The sequence below is a fragment of the Kribbella ginsengisoli genome, assembly GCF_039537185.1.
Lineage (GTDB): Bacteria > Actinomycetota > Actinomycetes > Propionibacteriales > Kribbellaceae > Kribbella > Kribbella koreensis.
Genome location: NZ_BAABAA010000001.1, coordinates 486,330 through 505,884, shown reverse-complemented (window position 1 = coordinate 505,884; position 19,555 = coordinate 486,330). Strand labels below are relative to the sequence as shown.

The following is a 19,555-nucleotide window of genomic DNA, read 5'->3' as shown; positions in this document are numbered from 1 at the left end:
CACGGGTTCGGCGGGAGGGGGCGTCGAGTCGGCGGGAAGCGGCGGTGGGAGGGGGTGGTGGGTCGGCGAGAGGCGGCGGTGGGTCAGTGGGAGGGGGTGGTGGGTCGGCGAGAGGCGGCGGTGGGTCAGTGGGAGGGGGTGGTGGGTCGGCGAGAGGCGGCGGTGGGCCGGTGGGAGGGGGCGGTGGGGCGTTAGGGTGCGGTGGGGCCTACGTCGGATGGGGTTAGTGGGCGGCGTACTGGTGACGCGGTTGAGTACTCGTCGGCGCCTACGTCGTACGGAGCTGTACGGGTTTGGCCGTCGAGGTCGTCGGTTACCTCGCTTGCGTGGTTGACGCTTGCTGCGTTGATGGCGGCGCTGCCGGAGCCCAGGCGGTAGATGCCGTCGGTGCCGGCGGTGAGCTTGGGGTCGGCTCGGGTGAAACCGGAGGTGGGGATGTTGCCGTTGGGTGCCGCGCCCCAGAGGATGTTGCCGGACCAGGTGATGCCTTGCTGGTAGGGCATATCGGTCAGGGAACCGCTGGCGCCGACCAGGAGGTTGTCGGTGATTTTGCAGGCGAGCGGGGGGATCGTGCGTTGGGATTCGCCGGCGATCGCGCCGTTGTTGTTGCGCAGCGTGTTGAGAGTGATCGTCACCCGGTCCGGAGCGTCGTTGCCCTTGCGGGAGGTGTCGGACTCACCAGGGGTGTGGTCGCGTTCCGAGCCGCTGCCCAAGATGATGCCGGCGCTGGCGACATCGCCTACGTAGTTGTTGATGATGAGGTGGTCGTTGCCGTAGATCCGGATGCCGTTCTCACCGGACAGCAGATAGTTGCTCTCCACCCGGTTGTTGTTGCCGTGCCGCAGCACGATGCCGCCGGCCGACGAGCGCACCGTGTTGTACCGGATCGTGCTGCCCGACGACTTCACCGAGATCGCCTCGGGGTCGCCGTTCACCCGCTCGAACAGGTTGTACTCGACCGTCGCGTCGGCGTCGGCCAGCGCCCGGCTGCTGACGCCGAGCCGGATCGGCTCCCCGCCGTTGTCGCCGGTGAACGAGTGGTCCCGGAAGTGGTTGCGCAGGATGTACGTCCGCTGCGCGATCACGTCGTCACCCGACGGGCCGTCGACCACCAGGTAGCAGCCGGCCGTCGACTTGTCGTGGAACACGTTCCGGTCGACCTTCACATCGTTGCCCCGGACAACGACAGAGTGGCTGACCGAAGAGGCGAGCTGGAAGTCGTTGCGCGTCAGCCGCAGCCGCGACGAGTTGGCGGCCAGGTCCAGCGTGACGCTCTGCCGGAAGTTGAAGCCGCTGATCGTGACGTAGGACGAGTTCGAGAACACGAAGGTCTGTGACCCGGTCAGCGTCACCCCGCCCCGTGTCTCGGCCTGGATGACGATCGGCGCGGCGCTGGTCCCGTTCCGCCCGCTGATCGTGATCGCCGAGTTCACCGCGTACGAGCCGTTGGCCAGCGTGATCGTCGTACCGGCGGTGGCGGAGTTGATGGCGGACTGGAGCTGGGACAGGGAGGTGACCAGAGCGGTCGTCTGAGCGGCGACCGATCTGGGCCTTTGGAGCTCTACAGCGGCGATCGCTGCGACAGCGATCCCGCCGACTAAGAACGCACGACGATCCATGGCAAGTCTCCTCAACCGTTGGGGCGGTACAGCTTGCGGTATTCGCTCGGCGTCACCGAGCTGACTTGACGGAACACTTTGGAGAAGTACGACTGGTCCATCCCGACCTCGGCCGCGATCTCCTCCATCGGCCGGGTCGTCGAGGCGAGCTCACGCTGCGCCCACTCGATCCGGACACGCTTGATGTACTGCTTCGGCGACAACCCGAACTCCGTGCGAAAGCGCCGCACGAAGGTCGCCAGATCCTGCCCGAAGTGCGCGGCCAGTTCCTCGACCGACAACGCAGTACCGAGGTTCTGCTGGATGTACTGGACGACGCTGGTCTCCTCGGTCTGCTGCTGCGCCAGCCGCACAGATCCAGCCGGCGCACTGTCCAGGTAGTGCGCGAACAGGGCGGTCAACGCGGACCGCAGCCGCAACGGCGTCGCCAGACTCGGCGGATCGCGGTCAGCCGCACCGACCTGCTCGAAGAGCGTCGCAGCCTCTTCCGGCGCCTTGCTCGGCACGATGTACGGCAACGACAGCAGCTCGCCGATGTCCCGGTCGCCGATCAGCGCGGAGAAGTGCAGCCAGTGCTTGCGGAACACGTTGTCGCTGATCGTCTCGTACGACACCGGTACGTCGGCCGGCAGATAGCAGAGCTCCCCCGGCTTCGGGTAGAGCTCCTGCTCCCCCACCACCAGCCGGCCCTCGCCTTCGAGGATCAGGTACAGCCGGGAGAACGGATCCGGCTGCAGCGGACGCGACCATTCGCGGTGCACCTTGGTGATCCTGGCGGCGACGACGAGGTCCAGCCGCAGCCGGTCCAGATGCGTCCGGATCAACTCGTCCTCCCGCCGGGTGCTGACGCCAAGCTCCTGGGTCTTCATCACGCGTTCGGCCCGACCTCGGCGGCGGTGAGCGGGCGGAGTACCGGCCGCCGCCGCGAGTACTCGTCGGCCCCGACATCGACCCGGCCGGTACGCCGGTCGCCGTCCAGGTCGAAGTCGACATCCCGGTACGACCGGCTCGCGGCGTTGATCGCCGGGCTGCCCGCGGTGAGCCGGCGGATCCCGTCCACTCCCGCCGCCAGCTTCGGATCCGCCCGGAAGAAGCTGCCCGCCGGAGCGTTCCCGTCCGTCGCCGCGCCCCAATGAAGGTTGCCCGCCCAGCTGATGCCGTCCTGGAACGGCATGTTCACGTGTTGCCCGTTGTCAGCCACCAACAGATTGTCCGTGATGATGCAACCGAGCGGCGGGACAGTCCGATGGCTCTCGCCACTGATGGCGGTCGTGCTGTCCAGCACGGTGTTCAGCGCGATCAGCACACCGTCCGGAGCGTCGTTGCCACGCCGCGACGCCGGCGTCTCTCCCGGCAGGTGGTCCCGCACGCTCCCGCTGCCGAGCACGATGCCCGAGCCGGCGATCCGCTCGAGGTAGTTGTTCACGATGTAGTGGTCGTTGCCGTAGATCCGGATCCCGTTCCTGCCCGACAGCAGGTAGTTGCCCTCGACCCAGTTCGCGTTGCCGTGCCGCAGTACGATCCCGCCGAGGCTGTCGCGGATCGTGTTGTGCCGGATGATGTTGCCGGTCGACTTCACCGAGATCGCCTCGGGGTCGCCGTTGGCGCGCTCGAACAGGTTGAACTCGACCACCGCGTCCGCCTTCGACAACGCCCGCGGGCTGACCCCGAGCCGGATCGGCTCACCACCGTTGTCGCCGGGGAAGCTGTGGTCGCTGAAGTGGTTGCGATAGATGTGCACCCCGGTCGCCATCTCGTCAGTCCCGGCGCCCTCGACGCCGAGGAAGATGCCCAGCGTCGTCTTGCCGTGGAACGCGTTGTGGTCGATTGTCGAGTGGTCGGCCCGGACCATCACCCAGTGCAGGCCCTCGATGTCGGCCAGCTGGAAGTCGTTGCGGGTGAGCCGGATGCGCCGGCAGTCCGGCGGGATGTCCAGCGTCGTGCTCTGCCGGAACCCGAACCCGCTCAGCGTGATGTCCGACGACCCGGTCAGCACGAAACTCTGCTCGCCGGTCAGCACCACCCCGCCCGGCGACTCGGCCCGGATCGTGATCGGTACGCCCGGCGCACCGCGTTTGCCGGTGATCGCGATCGGCTCCCCGGCCGGTACGGGATAGTGGCCATCGGCAACGGTGATGACGGTGCCCGGTACGGCGGTGGCGAGCGCGCGGCGCAATTCGTCGAGCGTACGGACGTACCGGCGATCGCGGCGGTGGGCGACGGCGGGCAACGTGCCGGTCATGGAGATACCTGCCAATCCGGCTGCGGTGCCGGCGGCGAGAAAGGTGCGGCGGTTCATGGGTTCTCTCCAGAGGCGGTTGGTGAGAGGAACAGTTCGATGACCGGTACGGCGACCTCGGGGCGGCGTACCGGGAGTTGGAGAGTCAGCGTCCCGGGCGGCTGGGCGCCGGGCTGGGTGTTCTCCGCGACCCGGCTCGGGTCAGGCTCGATCAGGTGGATCTCCGACGCGTCCGAGAGCAGTTGCGCGTAGCTGACCTGGCCGGCCAGGTCAGGCAGGTGGACGTGCTTGAAGGGCCAGCTGAACAGGTGCAGGTAGAGCCGGTCGCCGTTCTGGGTGTAGCGGGCGTCGGGCGGAGCGGCGTACTGCGAAGCGCCGGCGCCCCGGATCGACCGCTCGTGCAGCCGCATCCAGTCGCCGATCGCCTGGAGTGTGCCCTCGGCGATCGGATCGATCAGCCCACGGCCGGTCGGACCGACGTTGAGCAGCAGGTTGCCGTCCTTCGAGACGCCGTCGATCAGCATCCGGACGAGCAGGTCGGGACTCTTGTAGTCGAAGTTGTCCCGGTCGTAGCCCCAGCTCCCGTTGAGCGTCTGGCACGCCTCCCACGCGATCGGCCCGTCCGGACCCTCCATCGGTCCGGCCGGCTGGTACTGCTCCGGCGTCACGAAGTCGCCGGGCAGTCCGGTCCGGTCGTTGACCAGGATGTCCGGCTGCAACTCGCGGACCATCGCGAGCAGCTCCTCGGAGCCCCAGTCCTCCGCGCCCTTGCCGCCCCACCACAGGTCGGAGCGGCCGGCGTACGAGAAGTCGAAGAAGAGGTAGTCGATCTGCCCGAAGTCAGTCAGTAGCTCGCGGACCTGACCGTGCAGATACGTCCGGTACGCCGCGATGTCCCGCGGCTGCTTCTTCGCCTCCTCGTCGTCGCGCTGCGGGTGCACCCCGTCGATCGGGAACGACGGGTGATGCCAGTCGATCAGCGAGTGGTAGAACCCGACCTTGAGCCCCTCGGCCCGGCACGCCTCGACGAACGGTTGCAGGAGATCCCGGCCGTACGGGGTGTTGGTGACCTTGTACTCCGTGAGCGCGCTGTCCCACAGGCAGAACCCGTCATGGTGCTTCGTCGTCAGTACGACGTACCGCATCCCCGCGCCTCGAGCCGACCGGGCCCACTCGCGCGGGTCGTACAGATCGGGGTCGAAGCGTTCGAAGTACCGGTCGTACTGCGCATCCGTCATCCGCTCGCGGTTCTTGACCCACTCGTGCCGGGCCGGCAACGCGTACAGGCCCCAGTGGATGAACATCCCGAACCGGTCGTGCCGGAACCACGCCTTGGACATCGTGCATCAGCCTTTCAGGGCGCCCGCGGTCAGGCCGCGGGCGAAGGAACGCTGGAAGAAGAGGAACACCATCACCGATGGAAGCAGGGCCAGCAGGGACGCCGCCATCACCACGCCGGGCGTGACGACCGGGTCGATCCGGAGCGTCCTGAGCGCCAGCGGCAGGGTGTAGGCGTCCGAGTTGGTTGCCACCAGCAACGGCAGCAGGTACTGGTCCCAGATCATCGTGAAGCCGAACACCCCGATCACGCCGAGCGCCGGCTTGCACAGCGGCAGGATGATCTGGCCGAAGATCCGGAACTCGCCGGCCCCGTCGATCCGGGCCGCCTCCTCCAGCTCGGGCGGCACGTCCTTCATGAACTCGGTCATCACCAGGATCGAGAACGCCCACGCGCCGAGCGGCACGATCATCCCGGCCAGCGTGCCCATCAGGTTGAGATGGACGAGCGGCAGGTCGGCCAGCACGAGGGTCAGCGGCAGCGCGAGGATCTCCTCGGGCAGCATCATCGTGGCCAGGATCGCGACCATCACCAGCGTCATGAAGCGGAACTTCTTGCGGGCCAGGGCGTAGCCCGCAAGAACGGAGACCGCGACCTGGAGCAGCAGTCCGAAGCCGACGACGAAGAACGAGTTCGCGAGATAGCGCAGTACGCCGTGGTCGAACGCGACCCGGAAGTTGTCCAGCGTCGGGCTCTTCGGCAGGATGCTCAGCTGGGTCGGGTCGGACACGTGGTTGAACGAGCTGACCAGCAACGCGAGCAGCGGGCCGGCGAAGATCACGAACAGTCCGGCGTACACGACGAACTTGATGGCCTTGGCGATCGGCCCGGTTCTCTCGGTGAGGCCGAGGGCGGTCTCGGTGGCGGCGCTCATACGGTCCTCCTTCTCCGGAGCAGCTGCACGCAGACGGTCAGCACGAGCGTCGCGACGAACAGCAGGACGGCGCCGGCCGAGCCCACGCCGAGCCGGTTCTGCTCCAGCCCCAGCTTGTAGATCAGGGTCATCACGACCTCGGTCGAGCCGTTCGGGCCGCCGTTGGTCAGCAGGAAGACCTCGGTGAAGCTGCGGAACCCGCGGACTGCAGCGAGTACGAACAGAATCGCGAACACCGGCCGCAGACCGGGCAGCGTGACATGCAGGATCCGCTGCCTCGTCGACGCGCCATCGACCGTCGCCGCCTCGTACAGACCGCGGTCGATCCCCGCCAGCCCGGCCAGGAAGATCATCATGTCGTACGGCGCGCCCCGCCAGATGCCCGTGACGGCGATCGACGCGAGCGAGGTGTCCGGGTCGTTGATGAACCCGGACGGACCGAGCCCGATCAGGCCGAGCAACTGGTTGAGCAGGCCGTCACTCGTGGGGTGGTACATGATCCGCCAGAGCTCGGCGACCACGGCGATCGGTACGACGACCGGCAGGAACGCCGCCGACCGGATGAAGGTGAGCTTGCGGGTCTGGCCCTCCACCAGCAGGGCCAGACCGAAACCGAGCACCATCGAACCGAACGTCTGGCCGATCGCCAGCACCACCGTGTTGCCCAGCGCCGAATGGAAGCTGTCCGACGAGAGGATCTCGTGGTAGTTGGCCGAGCCGACCCAGGTGTTGCCCAGGTACGGCCGGACCTCCTGCACGGACATCGAGACGGCCTGGGCCATCGGGATGAACTTGAAGTACAGGAAGAGGATCAGCGCCGGAGCGAGGAAGAGCCACGGGATCCACCACTGGCTGTTCTTTCTCTTGGGACGTGTCTTGGGCTGTTGTCGTCTGGGCGCGGCTCGCGGTGGAGCGGCTTCCTTGACGCTCACGATGCGGCGATGCCTTGCTTGCTGAGCGCGGCGGCCAGCTTGCCGTCGAGCGTCGACATCTCGGTCTCGAGGTTCAGGCCGCAGTCGGCGATCAGGGCGTTGATGGTGTCGGCCGAGTCCTGCCGGATCGGCGTCCAGTTCGGGATCGACGGCGCGTACCGGGCGTGGTCGCGGTAGACGTCGGCGTACACCTTCCAGCGCGGGTCACTGCGAACCGTGGTGACGTCGACGGTCTTGTTGACCGGCAGCTGCACGTTGAACGCCTTCTCGCCCTGCATTCCGACCTTCTGCCCCTCGGCGGAGATCACGTAGGAGGCGAAGGCTTCCTGCGCGGCTTGGTTGGCCGAGCCGGCCATCAGGTAGACGCTGCCGCCCTCGGCGAGCACGGTCGAGTCCTTCGCACCCTTGGGAACGGGTACGACCTCGTACTTGTCCTTGCCGAGCGACTTGTCGAAGCGCGGCATCAGGTACGGGCCGACGACGTACATGCCGGTCTTGCCCGCCTCGAACGTCTCGTTGGTCGGGGGCGTGTCCATCGTCGCGGCCCCCGGCTGGATGACCCGGTCGGTGCACGCGAGGTCGCGGAACCACTTCACCGCTGCGGTCGACTCCGGCGTCGACATCGACGGCTTGTAGTGGCCGTCGGGCTGCTTGGTGATGAAGTCGCCGCCGGCGCCCCAGAGGAAGTTGGAGAAGTACCAGGAGGCGTACCCACGCTTGGTGGACCCTGGCACGGCCAGCCCGTAAGTGTCGGCCTTACCGTTGCCGTCCGGGTCCTGGGTGGTGAACGCCTTCGCCAGGGCGGTGAACTGCTCCAAGGTCTTCGGCACGGGGAGGCCGGTCTTGGCCCGCCAGTCCTTGCGGATCAGCAGGGCGCTCGCCTGCGCGGAGTACGGGACGCCGTAGACCTTGCCGTCGCCGGCCGTGGCCGACGCCAGCGCGGAGGCGAGCAGCTGGTCGGTGCCCGGCACCTTGCTCAGATCGACCTCGCGGACGATCCCCTGGCTGACCATCGTGCCGAGCTGGGACGAGTCGTTCATGACGATGTCCGGCAGATCCTTCTGCGCGGCCCGCTGCGACAGCTTCGTCTCGAAGTCGTCGAAGATCGCGGTCACCGTCACCTTCCGCCCGGTCTTCGCCTCGAACGCGGCCGCGAGCTTCTTCATCCCCTTCTCACCGTCCCCACCCGGCGTCGTCCGCGTCCACAGCTCCAGCGCCGCGTTCGGATCCTGCTTCACTTCGGCTGCCCCGCTGGTGCCGCACCCACCCACGGCGAGCACCGCCCCCAACCCCAGAGCAACCCACGTCAACGCCTTACCCATGCCGTCTTCTCCTGTCGACGAAGAGGCGATTTGTACTTTTTGCGCCTCATTTCGTCGGAAGATAGCGCTTTCCAAGCCAGCCCGTCAATCATCCGACCCACTGCTGCCGATGAGAGCGCGACCACCCAACCCCCACCAGGCGACGGGTTTTCGGCTAGTGGGTGATTGAGATGGCGAAGGGTTTGAAGCCGGTAGCCCGGATTACGTGGGGGACGAAGAGGATGGCGGCTTCGGGGGCTCTGGCGGTTTGGATGGTACCCAGGTCGGTGATCCAGTCGGGGTGCCAGCCGAGGTCTGTGAGGAGGGCGCGGACGGATTGTTTGGCTTGGGGGTCGTCGCCTGAGAGGAAGGCCGTGGGGGTCGCGGTGAGCATGGTCGGTGCGGTCATCACTGGGTAGAGCATGGTGTTGAGGGTTTTGACGACGTGGGTGTCGGGGAGGGCTTGCTGGAGTTGCTCGGCGAGGCTGGAGCCGGGGTAGAGGAGGTCGGCGGGCAGGCCGTCGGGCCCGTCGACGGTGGCGTTGGAGACGTCGATCAGGAGCTTGCCGCGCAAAGGGTCGCGGAGGGCGGTCAGGCGTTCTAGGGAGCCGGCGCCGGGGGTGGCGTTGATGATGATCTCGGCGGCAGAAGCGACCTCGGCAGCGGCGCCGGGCGTGCGGTCGGCGGTGGTTACTTCGTGGCCGGCGTTGGTGAGGGCGGCGGCCAGGTTGGCGCCGACGCGGCCGTTGCCCAGTACGGCGATCTTGGTAATCACGCCACCGCCTTGGAGAGAGTCGAGACAGCTTCGGCCTGCACGCCGGGCGCGGCGGCCAGGAAGCTCTCGCTGGCCGGCGTCCAGTCGTTGCCTTCGGCATCGGAGATCCGCCCGCCTGCCTCGGTGACGAGCAACGCGCCGGGCGACAGGTCAGCCCGCGCACCGGCGTACTGCCAGAACGCGTCGGTGCGACCAGCGGCCACGTTCACCAGGTGCAAAGTCGCCGGTACGGACGTACGCACAACAAGTGCCTCGTGGAGCATCGCGGTGATCGAACCGCCGACGCGCCGGGTGACCGCCTCGGCTTCATCCGGCCGCGCCTGGCTCGTCGCGACCACGCTCAGGGCGAGACTCGAGGTCTGCGACACGTGGAGCGGCTGGCCGTTCCAGAACGCGCCCGCACCGGCGACGGCGGTGTAGGTGTCCGCGGTCAGCGGGACGTGGACGACGGTCAGCACCGGCTGGTTGTCGCGCACGAGGGTCGCAGTCACAGCCCACTCGGGGATGCCGCGCAGGTGGTTGATGTTGCCCTCCGCCGGATCCACGACCCACCACTCGCCGGGCGGCAACGCTCCGCCGTCGAGCTCCTCCTCCACCCAGCGAGCGTCGGGCCGAAGCTCTGTCAGGCGGGGCCGCAGGATCGCGAGGGCCGCGTCGTCGTTGGCGGCGAGCGCGGTCATCAGCTGGTCGAAGGTCTCGTACCGGACGACCGGACCGAAGCGGTCGAGCAACTCGGAGCCGGCTGATCGCACGGCCTCGATGGTGTTTTCCAGAAGCTCATCAGTGGTCATGGCTCGACGGTAGGTAGGCCGTGGATTAACCGCAAATGCATGCTATGCACGTCTAGGATTACTCTCATGCAACTGGATTTGAACCTGCTCGCCGCGCTCGACGCCCTGCTCGAAGAAGGCAGCGTGCAGGCGGCCGCCGATCGTCTGCACGTCACCTCGCCCGCGATGAGCCGGAGCCTGGGCCGGATCCGGCGGACGACCGGGGACCAGATTCTGGTCCGCACCGGTCGCACGATGACGCCGACGCCGTACGCGATCGCCGTCCGCGAGCAGGTCCATGAACTGCTTCAGCAGGTCCAGGGCGTGCTGGCACCGAGTCGCGAGCTCGACCTCGCCACCCTCGACCGCACCTTCACCCTGCGCTGGCACGACTCACTGGTCGCCGTCGCCGGCCCGAAGCTCCTCACCGCCGTCCGCGAGCAGGCGCCCGGCGTACGGCTGCGCTTCATCGCGGAGTCGAGCGGCGACACTCCCGGACTCCGCCGCGGCGAGGTCGACCTGGAGGCCAACGCCAACCACACCCCCGCGGCCGACATCCGCAACGAACTGGTGGTCGGCGAGATCCGGCAGGTCGTCGCCGTACGCCGAAATCACCCGCTCACCAAGCGCAAGACGATCACCGCCGCGCAGTACGCCGCAGCCGAACACGTCACCGTCTCCCGCCGCGGCCACCTCACCAACGCCATCGACGAGGTCCTGGCGCAACGAGGGCTCACCCGGCAAGTCGTGGCCTCAGCAGCAACCGAAGCCGCCGCGTTCGCGATCATCCGCACAACCGACCTACTCGTCACCGTTCCCGAGCTAACCGCAACCACAGCAGCCCAAGACCTCGACCTGGCCCTACTCCCCCTACCGCTGGAAACCCCACCAGCAGCCGTCTACCTCTCCTGGCACCAACGCTACGAAACAGACCGAGCCCACACCTGGCTCCGCAACCAAGCCCGCACCGCCCTCCGATCAGCCAGCGAGTAGGGCGCCGTTCAGCTGGCGCGTGATGGCGGCGCCCCGCAGGTGCGTGCGCACGCGTCGCGCCCCGGTGCGGGGCCTCCCAAGAGCCTCGCACCGGGGGCGGGTCAGCGGGTTGAGGGGGTGGCGTTGGGGTTGCGGCCGAAGCCGGTCTCGCCTTCTCGGACTGTGCGGGCGGTGAGGGTGCCGTCGGTGGTTTCGCCGCTGACGATGACCTGCTGGCCGGCCTTGAGGTCGGCAGCGGTCCCCTGGGTCGTGGTCGTGATCGCGGTGTCTCCGGTCAGCTTGATCGTGACGTCGCCGTTCTGCGTCTTCACCACCAGCTGCGAACTGGAGGCCGACACGACCGTACCGATCGCCGCACTCCCCGGAGCGCCGCCAGGTAGTTGCCCTTGGCCACCACCACGGAAGCCGCCGTACCCACCGGCACCACGCCCAGCACCAGGCCCAGCAGCGGCGGCCGGCGTGGAGTCCTTCGCGAAGGCGGCGTGCAGCCCGGCCCCACCGGCAAGGCCGATCGCCAGGACGACCACGCCGGCCAGTACGGCGGTTGCCGCGGGCAAGTTCAGCGTCTTCTTCGGCTTCAGCGCTTCGCCGACCTCTTCGTCGGTACCGATCTGCGCGAACTCGTCATCGGGGTGTTGCGTGCTCATGGCTGGTCCTTCTTACTCGTGGCGGAGTGCATCGATGGGACGGAGACCGGCGGCCCGGTGCGCGGGCATGCTGCCGAAGAACAGGCCGACGGCAGCGGAGACGCCGAAGGCGAGAGCGATCGAGGAAGGCACCAGCACCGGCTGTACTCCGGCCAGCTGGAACCGGCTGACGATCAGCGCCGCGACCACGCCGACCGCCCCGCCGATCAGGCTCAGCAGCGTCGCCTCGATCAGGAACTGCCCGAGGATCGTCCGCCGCCGCGCACCGAGCGCCTTGCGGATCCCGATCTCACGGGTCCGCTCGGTGACGGTGACGAGCATGATGTTGGTGACGCCGATCCCGCCGACGATCAGGCTGATCGCCGCCACCGTGGCCAGCAGCGCGGTGAACGTCGCGGCCGTGTCCTGGCTGGTCTGCAGGATCTGCGCGGAGTTCTGGATCCGGAACGGCGATGTCGTCGTCGCAGGTACCTGATGCCGCGCCGTGAGCAACTGCGTCACCTCGGCCTGCGCGGTGTCGACCCGCTCTTTGCTGGTCGCCTGGACGACGATCTGCGACAGCGCGCCGTACCCCGCCTGCGTCTCCCGCAGCGTGCTGATCGGCACGATCACCGTCGCGTTCGGATCGGTGAACCCGGCGGCGTCCTTGGCCGCCAGCACTCCCAGTACGTCGAACTCGACCGCGCCCAGCTTGATCGTCTGCCCGACCGCCGAGTTCGCCCGCCCGAACAACTCGGTCGCCGCCGTCTGCCCCAGCAGCACAACCCGCTGCGAACTGTCGACGTCCTGCTCGGTGAACGCCCGGCCGACCCCGACCGGCGTGTTCGTCGCAGGCAGGTACTCCGGGGTCGTACCGATCAACTGGCTGACGGAGTAGCTGACGTCGCCGTTGGTCGCCGTCCCACCCGTAGCCGTCATCACGGGAGCCACTGCCGCCACGTCAGGAGCGAGCCGGTCGTCCCCCAGCGCGTCGGCATCGGCCATCGTCAGGCTGTACTGCTGCGCCGACGGCCCGGCCTGGCCGCGAGCGAAGCCGCCGCCTCCCCCGGTCGTCGAGACGGTCAGCAGGTTGGTACCCAAAGCTTCGAGCCGGTCCTGCACCGCCTTCCCCGAGCCGTTGCCGACAGCAACCAGGACGATGACGGCCCCGACGCCGATGGCGACACCGAGCACGGTCAGCAGCGAGCGCAGCTTGTTGGCGCCGAGGCCGCGCAGAGCGGCCCCGAGCAGATCCCGAGGAGACATCAGCCGGTCACCTCGTCAGCGACGATCCGCCCGTCCGCGACCCGGATCAGCCGCCGCGCCCGCCGCGCCACCTCGTCCTCGTGAGTGATCACGACGACGGTCCGGCCCTCCGCGTTCAGCTCGTCGAACATCCCCAGTACTTCGTCCGTCGAGTGCGCGTCCAGGTTGCCCGTCGGCTCGTCCGCGAGCAGGATCCGCGGCCCGGTGGCCAGTGCCCGCGCGATCGCCACCCGCTGCTGCTGACCACCGGACAGCTGATTCGGCCGATGGTCTTCGCGATCCGACAACCCGACCAGCTCCAGCGCCCGGCGCGCACGCCGCCGCCGCTCGGCCTTCTTCAAGTGCGCATAGGTCAGCGGCAACTCGACATTCGCCAGCGCCGAGGTCCGCGGGATCAAGTTGAACGACTGGAAGATGAACCCGATCTTCCGCCCCCGTACGAGCGCCTGCTGGTCCTCCGACAGCCGGGCCACATCGGTCCCGTCCAGCCAGTACTCGCCCCGGCTCGGTACGTCGAGACAGCCGAGGATGTTCATCAACGTCGACTTGCCCGACCCGGACGACCCCATCACCGCGACGTACTCGCCCGCATCCACCCGCAGCGACACCCCGCGCAGCGCGTGCACAGCGGTCTCACCCAGGCCGTAGGTCTTGGTGACGCCCCGGATCTCGATCAGGCCATCAGCGGCCACGGTTCGCCCCCGTACCTGCACCCGGGAACTGCCCCGTGCCGCCGCCCGGAAACTGCCCGGTACCGCCGCCCGGGAACTGTCCCGTGCCGCCGGCCCCGGTCCGTCCCTGACCAGCGCCACCCGTACCGATCGCGCCCTGGATCAGCTCGATCTGATCGCCTTCGTCGAGCCCCGACGTGATCTGCGTGAAGCTTCCGCCCTGTACGCCGATCTGCACCTCACGGCTGCCGGCTCCGTTGGCCATCGTCACCGTGTGCGTCGTCCCGCTGGTCACGATCGAGGTGGTCGGCACGTAGAGGACGTTGGTCGCCTTCGCCGTCTGCACCGTCACGTTCGCGGTCTGCCCGATCCGCGCCGACGCCGGCACCTTCGCCAGCGTGAAGGTCGCGGAGTACGAGACCACGCCGTTCGTCGTCGTGGGAGTCGGCGAGACCGACGTCAGCGTCGCCGTGAGTGTGCTGCCGGGCTCGGCGTTGAGGGTGACCGTGGCGGCCTGCTTGGTCTTGATCTTGACCGCGTCCGCCTCGGGGAAGGACGCGACCACCTGCAGCGTCTTGAGGTCGGAGATGTCGACGAAGCCGGTACCGGCCGCGCTGCTCGTCGTGGTGCTCGAACTGCCGCCGGTCGAGCCCTGCCCGGTCGCGCCGGTTCCGGTCGAGCCGGTCGAACCCGAGCCGCTCGACCCGCCGGCCACTGAGCCGACCGAGCCGTTGATCGCTGTGATGGTGCCCGCGATCGGCGCCTTCAAGGTGGTGTTGGTGACATCGGACTGGGCCGCCTCGAGGTTCTGGTCGGCCTGCTCCTTGTCCGCCTTCGCCCGAGCCAGGCTCGCCTCCGCGTTGGACACCGCGACCTCGGGACTCTGCCCTTGGCTCTGCGACTGCGCCTGGGCCTGGGCCTGCTCCCCCGGGGTCGGCGTGGGCGTCGGCTCGGCCGCTGCCTCGTCAGCTGCTTGCTTGGCGTCCTCGGCGTCGTCCAGCGTCTCCTGGGCGGCGGTGACCGAGTTCGCCGCCGCGATCTGGTTCTGCTCGGCGATCCGTACTTCGCGCTCCGCGGCCGCCGGATCGATCCGCGCGATCGCCGCGCCCTTGGCCACCACCTGGCCCACCTTCACCAGGACGGCTGTCACCGTCCCCGAGGTGGCGAACTGCGGGGACGCCGTCTGGGAACTCTGCAGGGTCCCGCTCGAACTGACCCCCGCGGTCACGTCGCCGCGCGCGACGGTCACCGTCGGGCGGGTGGTACCGGCCGCTTCCGGCTCGCCGCGGAAGAAAAGCAGGTAGGCGGCTGTTGCAATGGCCAGAACGATGGCCACCAGGGCGACGTTCAGCATGCTGAGACCACGGAGTTTGTGCCGTGGGAGGAGACTGGCTTTGGTCACGGACGCAGACGCTAGGGCCCGTAACTGAGGAATGGATCGGGCCTTCCTGGCAACTGGCTGTGAAGATCAGGCGGCGCGATCACTGTGGTCTGCGACACACAGTGATTCGTGAACACCTGATGACAGGGCGTGATGACGGTGCTGTCAGGTGCGTACCTGGAGCTCGGGCATGCCAAAATGGGAATGATCCGGGTCGGCCGACCGTTGTCTCGGATGACGAATCTCGGAGGTTTGACATGTCTAATCGCGTTCTGCGTGGTTCGGGGCTGGGTGGGGTCAGCTTCGAGGATGACCGCGGCGTCGAGTTCGCGCCGCGTCAGATGATCACTTACGACTGCCCCCGCGGGCACGTGGTCGAGGTAACCATGGCGCACGACGCCGAGGTGCCGGCGATCTGGGAGTGCCCGCACTGCGGCAGCGAGGCCGCCCGTTCGACCGGTGAGAAGCCGGAGCCGAAGCAGGAGAAGCCGGCCCGGACGCACTGGGACATGCTGCGCGAGCGTCGCAGCATCTCCGAACTGGAGGAGCTGCTCGCCGAGCGCGTCGCGTTGCTCCGGTCCGGCGAGATCGGCCCGGCGCACCTGCACCGCGCCCCCCGCGCCTCGACCAAGCGCACCGCCTGACACAGCGTCAGTTCAGGAACGCCGAACGGGCCGTCACCACATCGGTGGTGACGGCCCGTTCGTCATGCCTGGCCGCATCCGGTCAGTCGGGAGCGGTGTCTTGTCCGCGCCTCCCGCCTGCGCCTACGTTTCGCTGAAACGATTCAGGATCCGGTGGATCAGGTGACGGAGGACGATCATGAACGGCAAGGCGATCGCGGCGGTCTGCGCGTGGGTTCTGCTGCTGGCAGGGGCGGCAGCACTGCCGGCCCAGGCCGTCGACGGCTCAACGGCGCTGCCACCTTCGGGCCTGAGAGTGGCAGGGCAATCGGCTGATGTACTGGTCGGCACGGAACACCCGACGCTCTCGTGGGTCGTCAACGACTCCGGCCGGGGCCAGGTTCAATCCGGCTATCAGGTCAGGCTGTCCGGCGTACCGAGTGACCGCGGCAGCGCCCGTCCCCTGGTCTGGGACTCAGGGCGGGTCGCCTCGGACGAATCGACCGGCGTCGTCTACGCAGGCCCTGCGCTCGAGGCTGACCACACCTACGAGTGGGTCGTGCGCACCTGGAACCGCGAGGGACAGGCTTCGTCCTGGTCGCCCGTCAGCACCTTCGATGTCGGTCCGATGACAGCACCGGACTGGACGGCGTCCTGGTTGCAGGCGCCCTCCGGCTCCCTGGTCCGCCGGTCGTTCGACCTGCCCAAGCCGATCGCCCGCGCACGCCTGTACGTCGGTGCGCAGGGGCTGGTCGAGCCGCACCTCAACGGTTCCCTGGTCGAGCCGAAGCAACTGCTCGACTCCTCCGTCACCGACTACGCGAAGCGGGTCACCTATCGCGCCTTCGACGTGACCAACCACCTTCACCAGGGCCGCAACGCGCTGGCCGTCATGCTGGGCACCGGCCAGCACAGCGGTCAGCCGACGTTCGTGGCGCAGCTCTCGGTGACCTTCACCGACGGCACCCGGATGACGGTCGCCGGCGACGCGGCGTGGCGCAGTGCCGCCGGGCCGGTCACCCGGGACGACTTCTACTACGGCGAGAGCTGGGACGCCCGCAAACTGCCGAAGGGCTGGGACAGCGCGGCGTACGACGACAGCTCGTGGGCTCTCGTACCGGTGTACTCCCCGGTCTCCGGCCCAGTCAGTCTCGCCTTGCGCCAGCCGGTGACCGCGTCGGATGAGACCGCGTGCTGCGGCTGGTCGCGGGCGAATCTCGTGGACGGCATCACCACCTCCGTCACCGCCAGCCAGGGCTTCCACTCCGCGGTCGCGGCCACTCCGGACACGACCAAGTGGGTGCAGGTGGATCTCGGCAGCAGCCAGCCGATCGCCGGTGTCACGCTGTATCCGGCGAGGCCGACCAACGACCCGGCCGGCGACTTCCCCGGCGCGGGCTTCCCGGTCCGGTACCGGGTCGAGGTCAGTGATGATCCCGCCTTCGCGACGGCGACGACTGTTGCCGACCGCACCGAGAGCGACCAGCCGAATCCGGGGACGGCTCCGGTCTCGATCAGCGCGCCTGGCAGCGGGCGCTATCTGCGGGTCACCGCGACCAAGCTGGCGTGTCGCGACACGAGTTGTACCTTCCGGCTGGCGGAGCTCGGCGTCTTCGCGCCGCAGCCCGAGCTGTCCTGGGCCCTGACCGCGCTCGAGGCGGACTCCACTCCACCGACCCGGATCGTCAGCACCGTCGGACCGAAGAAGATCACCAGTCCGGCCACCGGCGTTCAGGTCTACGACTTCGGTCAGAACTACTCGGGTCAGGTGACGCTGCGCGCGGAGGCCCCGGCCGGCACGAAGGTCACCATCACCAAGGGCGAACTGCTCGACGCGAGCGGCCGGGTGAGCACGGCGAACATCAGCTTCTCCCCCGCCGAGACCGGCCGCCAGATCGACGACTACACGTTCGACGGCTCCGGCAGCCAGACCTGGATGCCCCGGTTCAACTACGCCGGGTTCCGGTACGCCGAAGTGTCCGGGCTCCCGGCGGGCACCAAGGCCGATGTTCTCGCCCAGGTGATCCACAACGACGTCGCCACGACCGGCTCGTTCAGTACGTCGAACCCGCTGCTCAACCAGATCCAGAACGCCCTGGTCCGGACCCAGCTCAACAACCTCCAGGGCATGCCACTGGACTGCCCGACGCGCGAGAAGCACGGCTGGCTCGGCGATGCCGGCGACACCGCCGCCGAGGCGATGGCGAATCTCGACCTGCAGTCGTTCTACGCCAAGTGGTTCGGCGACATCAGGACGAGCATCAACCCCGATGGCAGCGTGCCTTCGGTGGCACCCGATCAGGGTGAAGGGCCCGGCCGGTGGTTCACCGACCCGGCGTGGGGCTCCGCGTATCCACAGGTCGTCTGGGACAGCTACACGCAGTACGGCGACGCCAGTGTGCTCCGGGACAACTACACGCATCTCAAAGGCTGGGTCGACTATCTCGGCACGATCAGCAACGACCGGCACATCGTCACGAACGCTCCCGGCTCGTGGGGCGACGACTGGCTGTCGACCGTGAGCACTCCGCACGTCTACTTCCAGACGCTGTTCTACCTGATCGACAGCCGCATCCTGGGGGACATCGCCGAGGTCCTGGGCAACCCGGCCGACGCGGCGAAGTACCGGCAGCTGGCCGAGGCGATCCGGACCGGTTTCACCGCCGAGTACTTCGATGCCGCGACGAACAAGTACGCCCCGAACACCCAACTGGCCTACGCGATGCCGCTGGCTCTCGGGATCGTCCCGGCCGGGCACGAGCAGGCGGTCCTGGATCGGCTGCTCGCTGATCTGGCCGGCCACGGCAACCACGTCACCACCGGCTTCGTCGGCACGAAGTACGTCTACCAGGCGCTCGGCAAGTACGACCGCAACGACGTCGCCCTGGCTGTCTCCGAACGCGTCGACTTCCCGAGCTTCGGCTACATGGTGAAGAACGGTCCCGGCACGATCTGGGAGAGCTGGGTGAACTCCTCAGCCGCCAACGGCACCTCGTCCAAGGACCACATCGGCCTGGCCGGATCGATCGGCCAGTGGTACTACGAGCAACTGGCGGGCATCCAGCCCGGCACCCCCGGGTGGCGGACGTTCACCCTCGCGCCGAGCGTGGTCGGTGACCTCACCCACGTGACGTCGGCTCAGCAGACTGTGCGCGGACCGGTGGAGAGCTCCTGGCAGCGCTCGGGCAGCACCCTCACGTACCACGCCGTCGTCCCGGTAGGCAGCACGGCGACAATCGAGCTGCCACTGCTCGGTGGCTCTGCCTCGACAGTCCGCGAGGGCAACCAAACCCTCTGGTCCGCTGGACATCCGGCCGATCCGGTGGCCGGACTGACCGTCGGCTCCGCCACCGAGAAGTCGCTGCGCCTCACCGCGGGCTCAGGCGACTACACCTTCACCGTCACAGCACCGGACACGACGATCACCGCCCTCACGGTCACCTCCGGCGGGAACCCGGCGCCCATCGTCGCCGGGCACAGCGGCGACGTCAGCCTGCTCGTCGAAGGACGCTCGACCGGCGGCGGTACGGCACGAATCTCCACCGACGCGCCGGCGGGCTGGACCGTCCAGGCACCGACGATTCCCCTGTCCCCCAGCCAAACGGCCACCCTCGCGACGCTGCACTTCGCCGTACCGGCAGGTGTTCCCGGCGGAAAGTACCCGGTGACGGTGACGGTCACGGCGCCCGACGGCACCCGGGCCACGACCACGGTGGAGGTGCTGGTGTTCGGGAGCTGGCCATCCGGCACGACCGCGGTCGCGTCGAGTGAGCATGCCCCCAACGACGTCGACGGCAGGACGCGGACCTATCTCGCGTCCAACGCGCTCGACGGCGATCCAGCGACGTTCTGGAACGACGACACCGCAAACGCCTACCCGGACAGCCTCACGGTCAGCTCACCGACCGCGGTGGAGCTGCGCGGTGTGGGGCTGACGTCGCATCCCGACGGCGTGCCGACAGACTTCAGCGTGCAGACCTGGGACGGCACGCAATGGTTGACCCAGGCAACTGTCACCGGGAACACGGCAGTCGCCCGCTGGGTCCCGTTCGCGGCGCCGGTCAGTACCGCCAAGGTCCGCGTCGAGGTCACCGGAGCGCAGGCCTCGTTCAGCCGGATCGCCGAACTCACGCCCTAGTGGTGGTG

Annotated in this window: 16 protein-coding genes; 3 read left to right on the top strand and 13 right to left on the bottom strand. The window is 68.4% G+C overall.

Annotated features, from left to right (window positions below; all coding sequences use genetic code 11):
- Positions 1 to 191: 191 nt before the first annotated feature.
- The 9 genes from ABD768_RS02165 to ABD768_RS02125 form a co-directional block, all read right to left on the bottom strand.
- Positions 192 to 1,619, bottom strand: coding sequence for a polysaccharide lyase 6 family protein (locus ABD768_RS02165; protein WP_344836688.1), 1,428 nt, complete (start codon positions 1,617 to 1,619; stop codon positions 192 to 194).
- 11 nt (positions 1,620 to 1,630) lie between these two features.
- Complete coding sequence (locus ABD768_RS02160; protein WP_344836686.1) at positions 1,631 to 2,488, bottom strand: AraC family transcriptional regulator; 858 nt, start codon at positions 2,486 to 2,488, stop codon at positions 1,631 to 1,633.
- A complete protein-coding gene (locus ABD768_RS02155; protein WP_344836683.1) occupies positions 2,488 to 3,918 on the bottom strand; it encodes a polysaccharide lyase 6 family protein in 1,431 nt (476 codons plus the stop codon). Before ABD768_RS02155 ends, ABD768_RS02160 begins: the two co-directional genes overlap by 1 nt.
- A complete protein-coding gene (locus ABD768_RS02150; protein WP_344836680.1) occupies positions 3,915 to 5,198 on the bottom strand; it encodes an alpha-L-fucosidase in 1,284 nt (427 codons plus the stop codon). Before ABD768_RS02150 ends, ABD768_RS02155 begins: the two co-directional genes overlap by 4 nt.
- A gap of 6 nt (positions 5,199 to 5,204) precedes the next feature.
- Positions 5,205 to 6,071 carry a carbohydrate ABC transporter permease gene (locus ABD768_RS02145; RefSeq protein ID WP_344836677.1) on the bottom strand — a complete coding sequence of 289 codons (867 nt, stop codon included), beginning with the start codon at positions 6,069 to 6,071 and terminating at the stop codon, positions 5,205 to 5,207.
- On the bottom strand, positions 6,068 to 7,003 hold the full coding sequence (locus tag ABD768_RS02140; protein WP_344836674.1) for a carbohydrate ABC transporter permease: 936 nt from the start codon (positions 7,001 to 7,003) through the stop codon (positions 6,068 to 6,070). The genes ABD768_RS02145 and ABD768_RS02140 overlap by 4 nt, the downstream gene beginning before the upstream one ends.
- Positions 7,000 to 8,325, bottom strand: a complete 1,326-nt coding sequence (locus ABD768_RS02135) for an ABC transporter substrate-binding protein (RefSeq protein ID WP_344836671.1) — start codon at positions 8,323 to 8,325, stop codon at positions 7,000 to 7,002. Before ABD768_RS02135 ends, ABD768_RS02140 begins: the two co-directional genes overlap by 4 nt.
- Before the next feature lie 154 nt (positions 8,326 to 8,479).
- A complete protein-coding gene (locus tag ABD768_RS02130) occupies positions 8,480 to 9,079 on the bottom strand; it encodes an NADPH-dependent F420 reductase (protein WP_344836668.1) in 600 nt (199 codons plus the stop codon).
- Positions 9,076 to 9,870 carry an inositol monophosphatase family protein gene (locus ABD768_RS02125; protein ID WP_344836666.1) on the bottom strand — a complete coding sequence of 265 codons (795 nt, stop codon included), beginning with the start codon at positions 9,868 to 9,870 and terminating at the stop codon, positions 9,076 to 9,078. Before ABD768_RS02125 ends, ABD768_RS02130 begins: the two co-directional genes overlap by 4 nt.
- Before the next feature lie 66 nt (positions 9,871 to 9,936).
- Between ABD768_RS02125 and ABD768_RS02120 the strand changes: the two genes are divergently transcribed.
- Positions 9,937 to 10,842, top strand: coding sequence for a LysR family transcriptional regulator (locus tag ABD768_RS02120; RefSeq protein ID WP_343971902.1), 906 nt, complete (start codon positions 9,937 to 9,939; stop codon positions 10,840 to 10,842).
- Between the two features lie 101 nt (positions 10,843 to 10,943).
- On the opposite strand, the gene ABD768_RS02115 is transcribed toward ABD768_RS02120, so the two are convergent.
- Genes ABD768_RS02115 through ABD768_RS02100 form a run of 4 tightly spaced genes read right to left on the bottom strand, consistent with a single transcriptional unit; the run spans position 10,944 to position 14,807 of the window.
- Complete coding sequence (locus ABD768_RS02115; RefSeq protein ID WP_344836663.1) at positions 10,944 to 11,489, bottom strand: DUF5666 domain-containing protein; 546 nt, start codon at positions 11,487 to 11,489, stop codon at positions 10,944 to 10,946.
- Positions 11,490 to 11,501: 12 nt separating this feature from the next.
- Complete coding sequence (locus tag ABD768_RS02110) at positions 11,502 to 12,734, bottom strand: ABC transporter permease (protein WP_344836661.1); 1,233 nt, start codon at positions 12,732 to 12,734, stop codon at positions 11,502 to 11,504.
- Entirely contained in the window at positions 12,734 to 13,426 is a 693-nt protein-coding gene (locus ABD768_RS02105) for an ABC transporter ATP-binding protein (protein WP_344836658.1), read from the bottom strand. Before ABD768_RS02105 ends, ABD768_RS02110 begins: the two co-directional genes overlap by 1 nt.
- Positions 13,416 to 14,807, bottom strand: a complete 1,392-nt coding sequence (locus tag ABD768_RS02100) for an efflux RND transporter periplasmic adaptor subunit (protein WP_344836656.1) — start codon at positions 14,805 to 14,807, stop codon at positions 13,416 to 13,418. The genes ABD768_RS02105 and ABD768_RS02100 overlap by 11 nt, the downstream gene beginning before the upstream one ends.
- Before the next feature lie 236 nt (positions 14,808 to 15,043).
- Here ABD768_RS02100 and ABD768_RS02095 point away from each other — a divergent pair, with 236 nt between their 5' ends.
- Together ABD768_RS02095 and ABD768_RS02090 are read left to right on the top strand one after the other, a co-directional pair.
- Entirely contained in the window at positions 15,044 to 15,430 is a 387-nt protein-coding gene (locus ABD768_RS02095) for an RNA polymerase-binding protein RbpA (protein ID WP_343971917.1), read from the top strand.
- 178 nt (positions 15,431 to 15,608) lie between these two features.
- Complete coding sequence (locus tag ABD768_RS02090) at positions 15,609 to 19,547, top strand: family 78 glycoside hydrolase catalytic domain (RefSeq protein WP_344836653.1); 3,939 nt, start codon at positions 15,609 to 15,611, stop codon at positions 19,545 to 19,547.
- Positions 19,548 to 19,555: the final 8 nt, after the last annotated feature.

Bases quoted from the DNA above. Each gene is read 5' to 3' on its own strand.
- ABD768_RS02165 (WP_344836688.1), bottom strand. From the start codon at position 1,619: ATGGATCGTCGTGCGTTCTTAGTCGGCGGGATCGCTGTCGCAGCGATC.
- ABD768_RS02160 (WP_344836686.1), bottom strand. From the start codon at position 2,488: ATGAAGACCCAGGAGCTTGGCGTCAGCACCCGGCGGGAGGACGAGTTG.
- ABD768_RS02155 (WP_344836683.1), bottom strand. From the start codon at position 3,918: ATGAACCGCCGCACCTTTCTCGCCGCCGGCACCGCAGCCGGATTGGCA.
- ABD768_RS02150 (WP_344836680.1), bottom strand. From the start codon at position 5,198: ATGTCCAAGGCGTGGTTCCGGCACGACCGGTTCGGGATGTTCATCCAC.
- ABD768_RS02145 (WP_344836677.1), bottom strand. From the start codon at position 6,071: ATGAGCGCCGCCACCGAGACCGCCCTCGGCCTCACCGAGAGAACCGGG.
- ABD768_RS02135 (WP_344836671.1), bottom strand. From the start codon at position 8,325: ATGGGTAAGGCGTTGACGTGGGTTGCTCTGGGGTTGGGGGCGGTGCTC.
- ABD768_RS02125 (WP_344836666.1), bottom strand. From the start codon at position 9,870: ATGACCACTGATGAGCTTCTGGAAAACACCATCGAGGCCGTGCGATCA.
- ABD768_RS02120 (WP_343971902.1), top strand. From the start codon at position 9,937: ATGCAACTGGATTTGAACCTGCTCGCCGCGCTCGACGCCCTGCTCGAA.
- ABD768_RS02115 (WP_344836663.1), bottom strand. From the start codon at position 11,489: ATGAGCACGCAACACCCCGATGACGAGTTCGCGCAGATCGGTACCGAC.
- ABD768_RS02110 (WP_344836661.1), bottom strand. From the start codon at position 12,734: ATGTCTCCTCGGGATCTGCTCGGGGCCGCTCTGCGCGGCCTCGGCGCC.
- ABD768_RS02095 (WP_343971917.1), top strand. From the start codon at position 15,044: ATGTCTAATCGCGTTCTGCGTGGTTCGGGGCTGGGTGGGGTCAGCTTC.
- ABD768_RS02090 (WP_344836653.1), top strand. From the start codon at position 15,609: ATGAACGGCAAGGCGATCGCGGCGGTCTGCGCGTGGGTTCTGCTGCTG.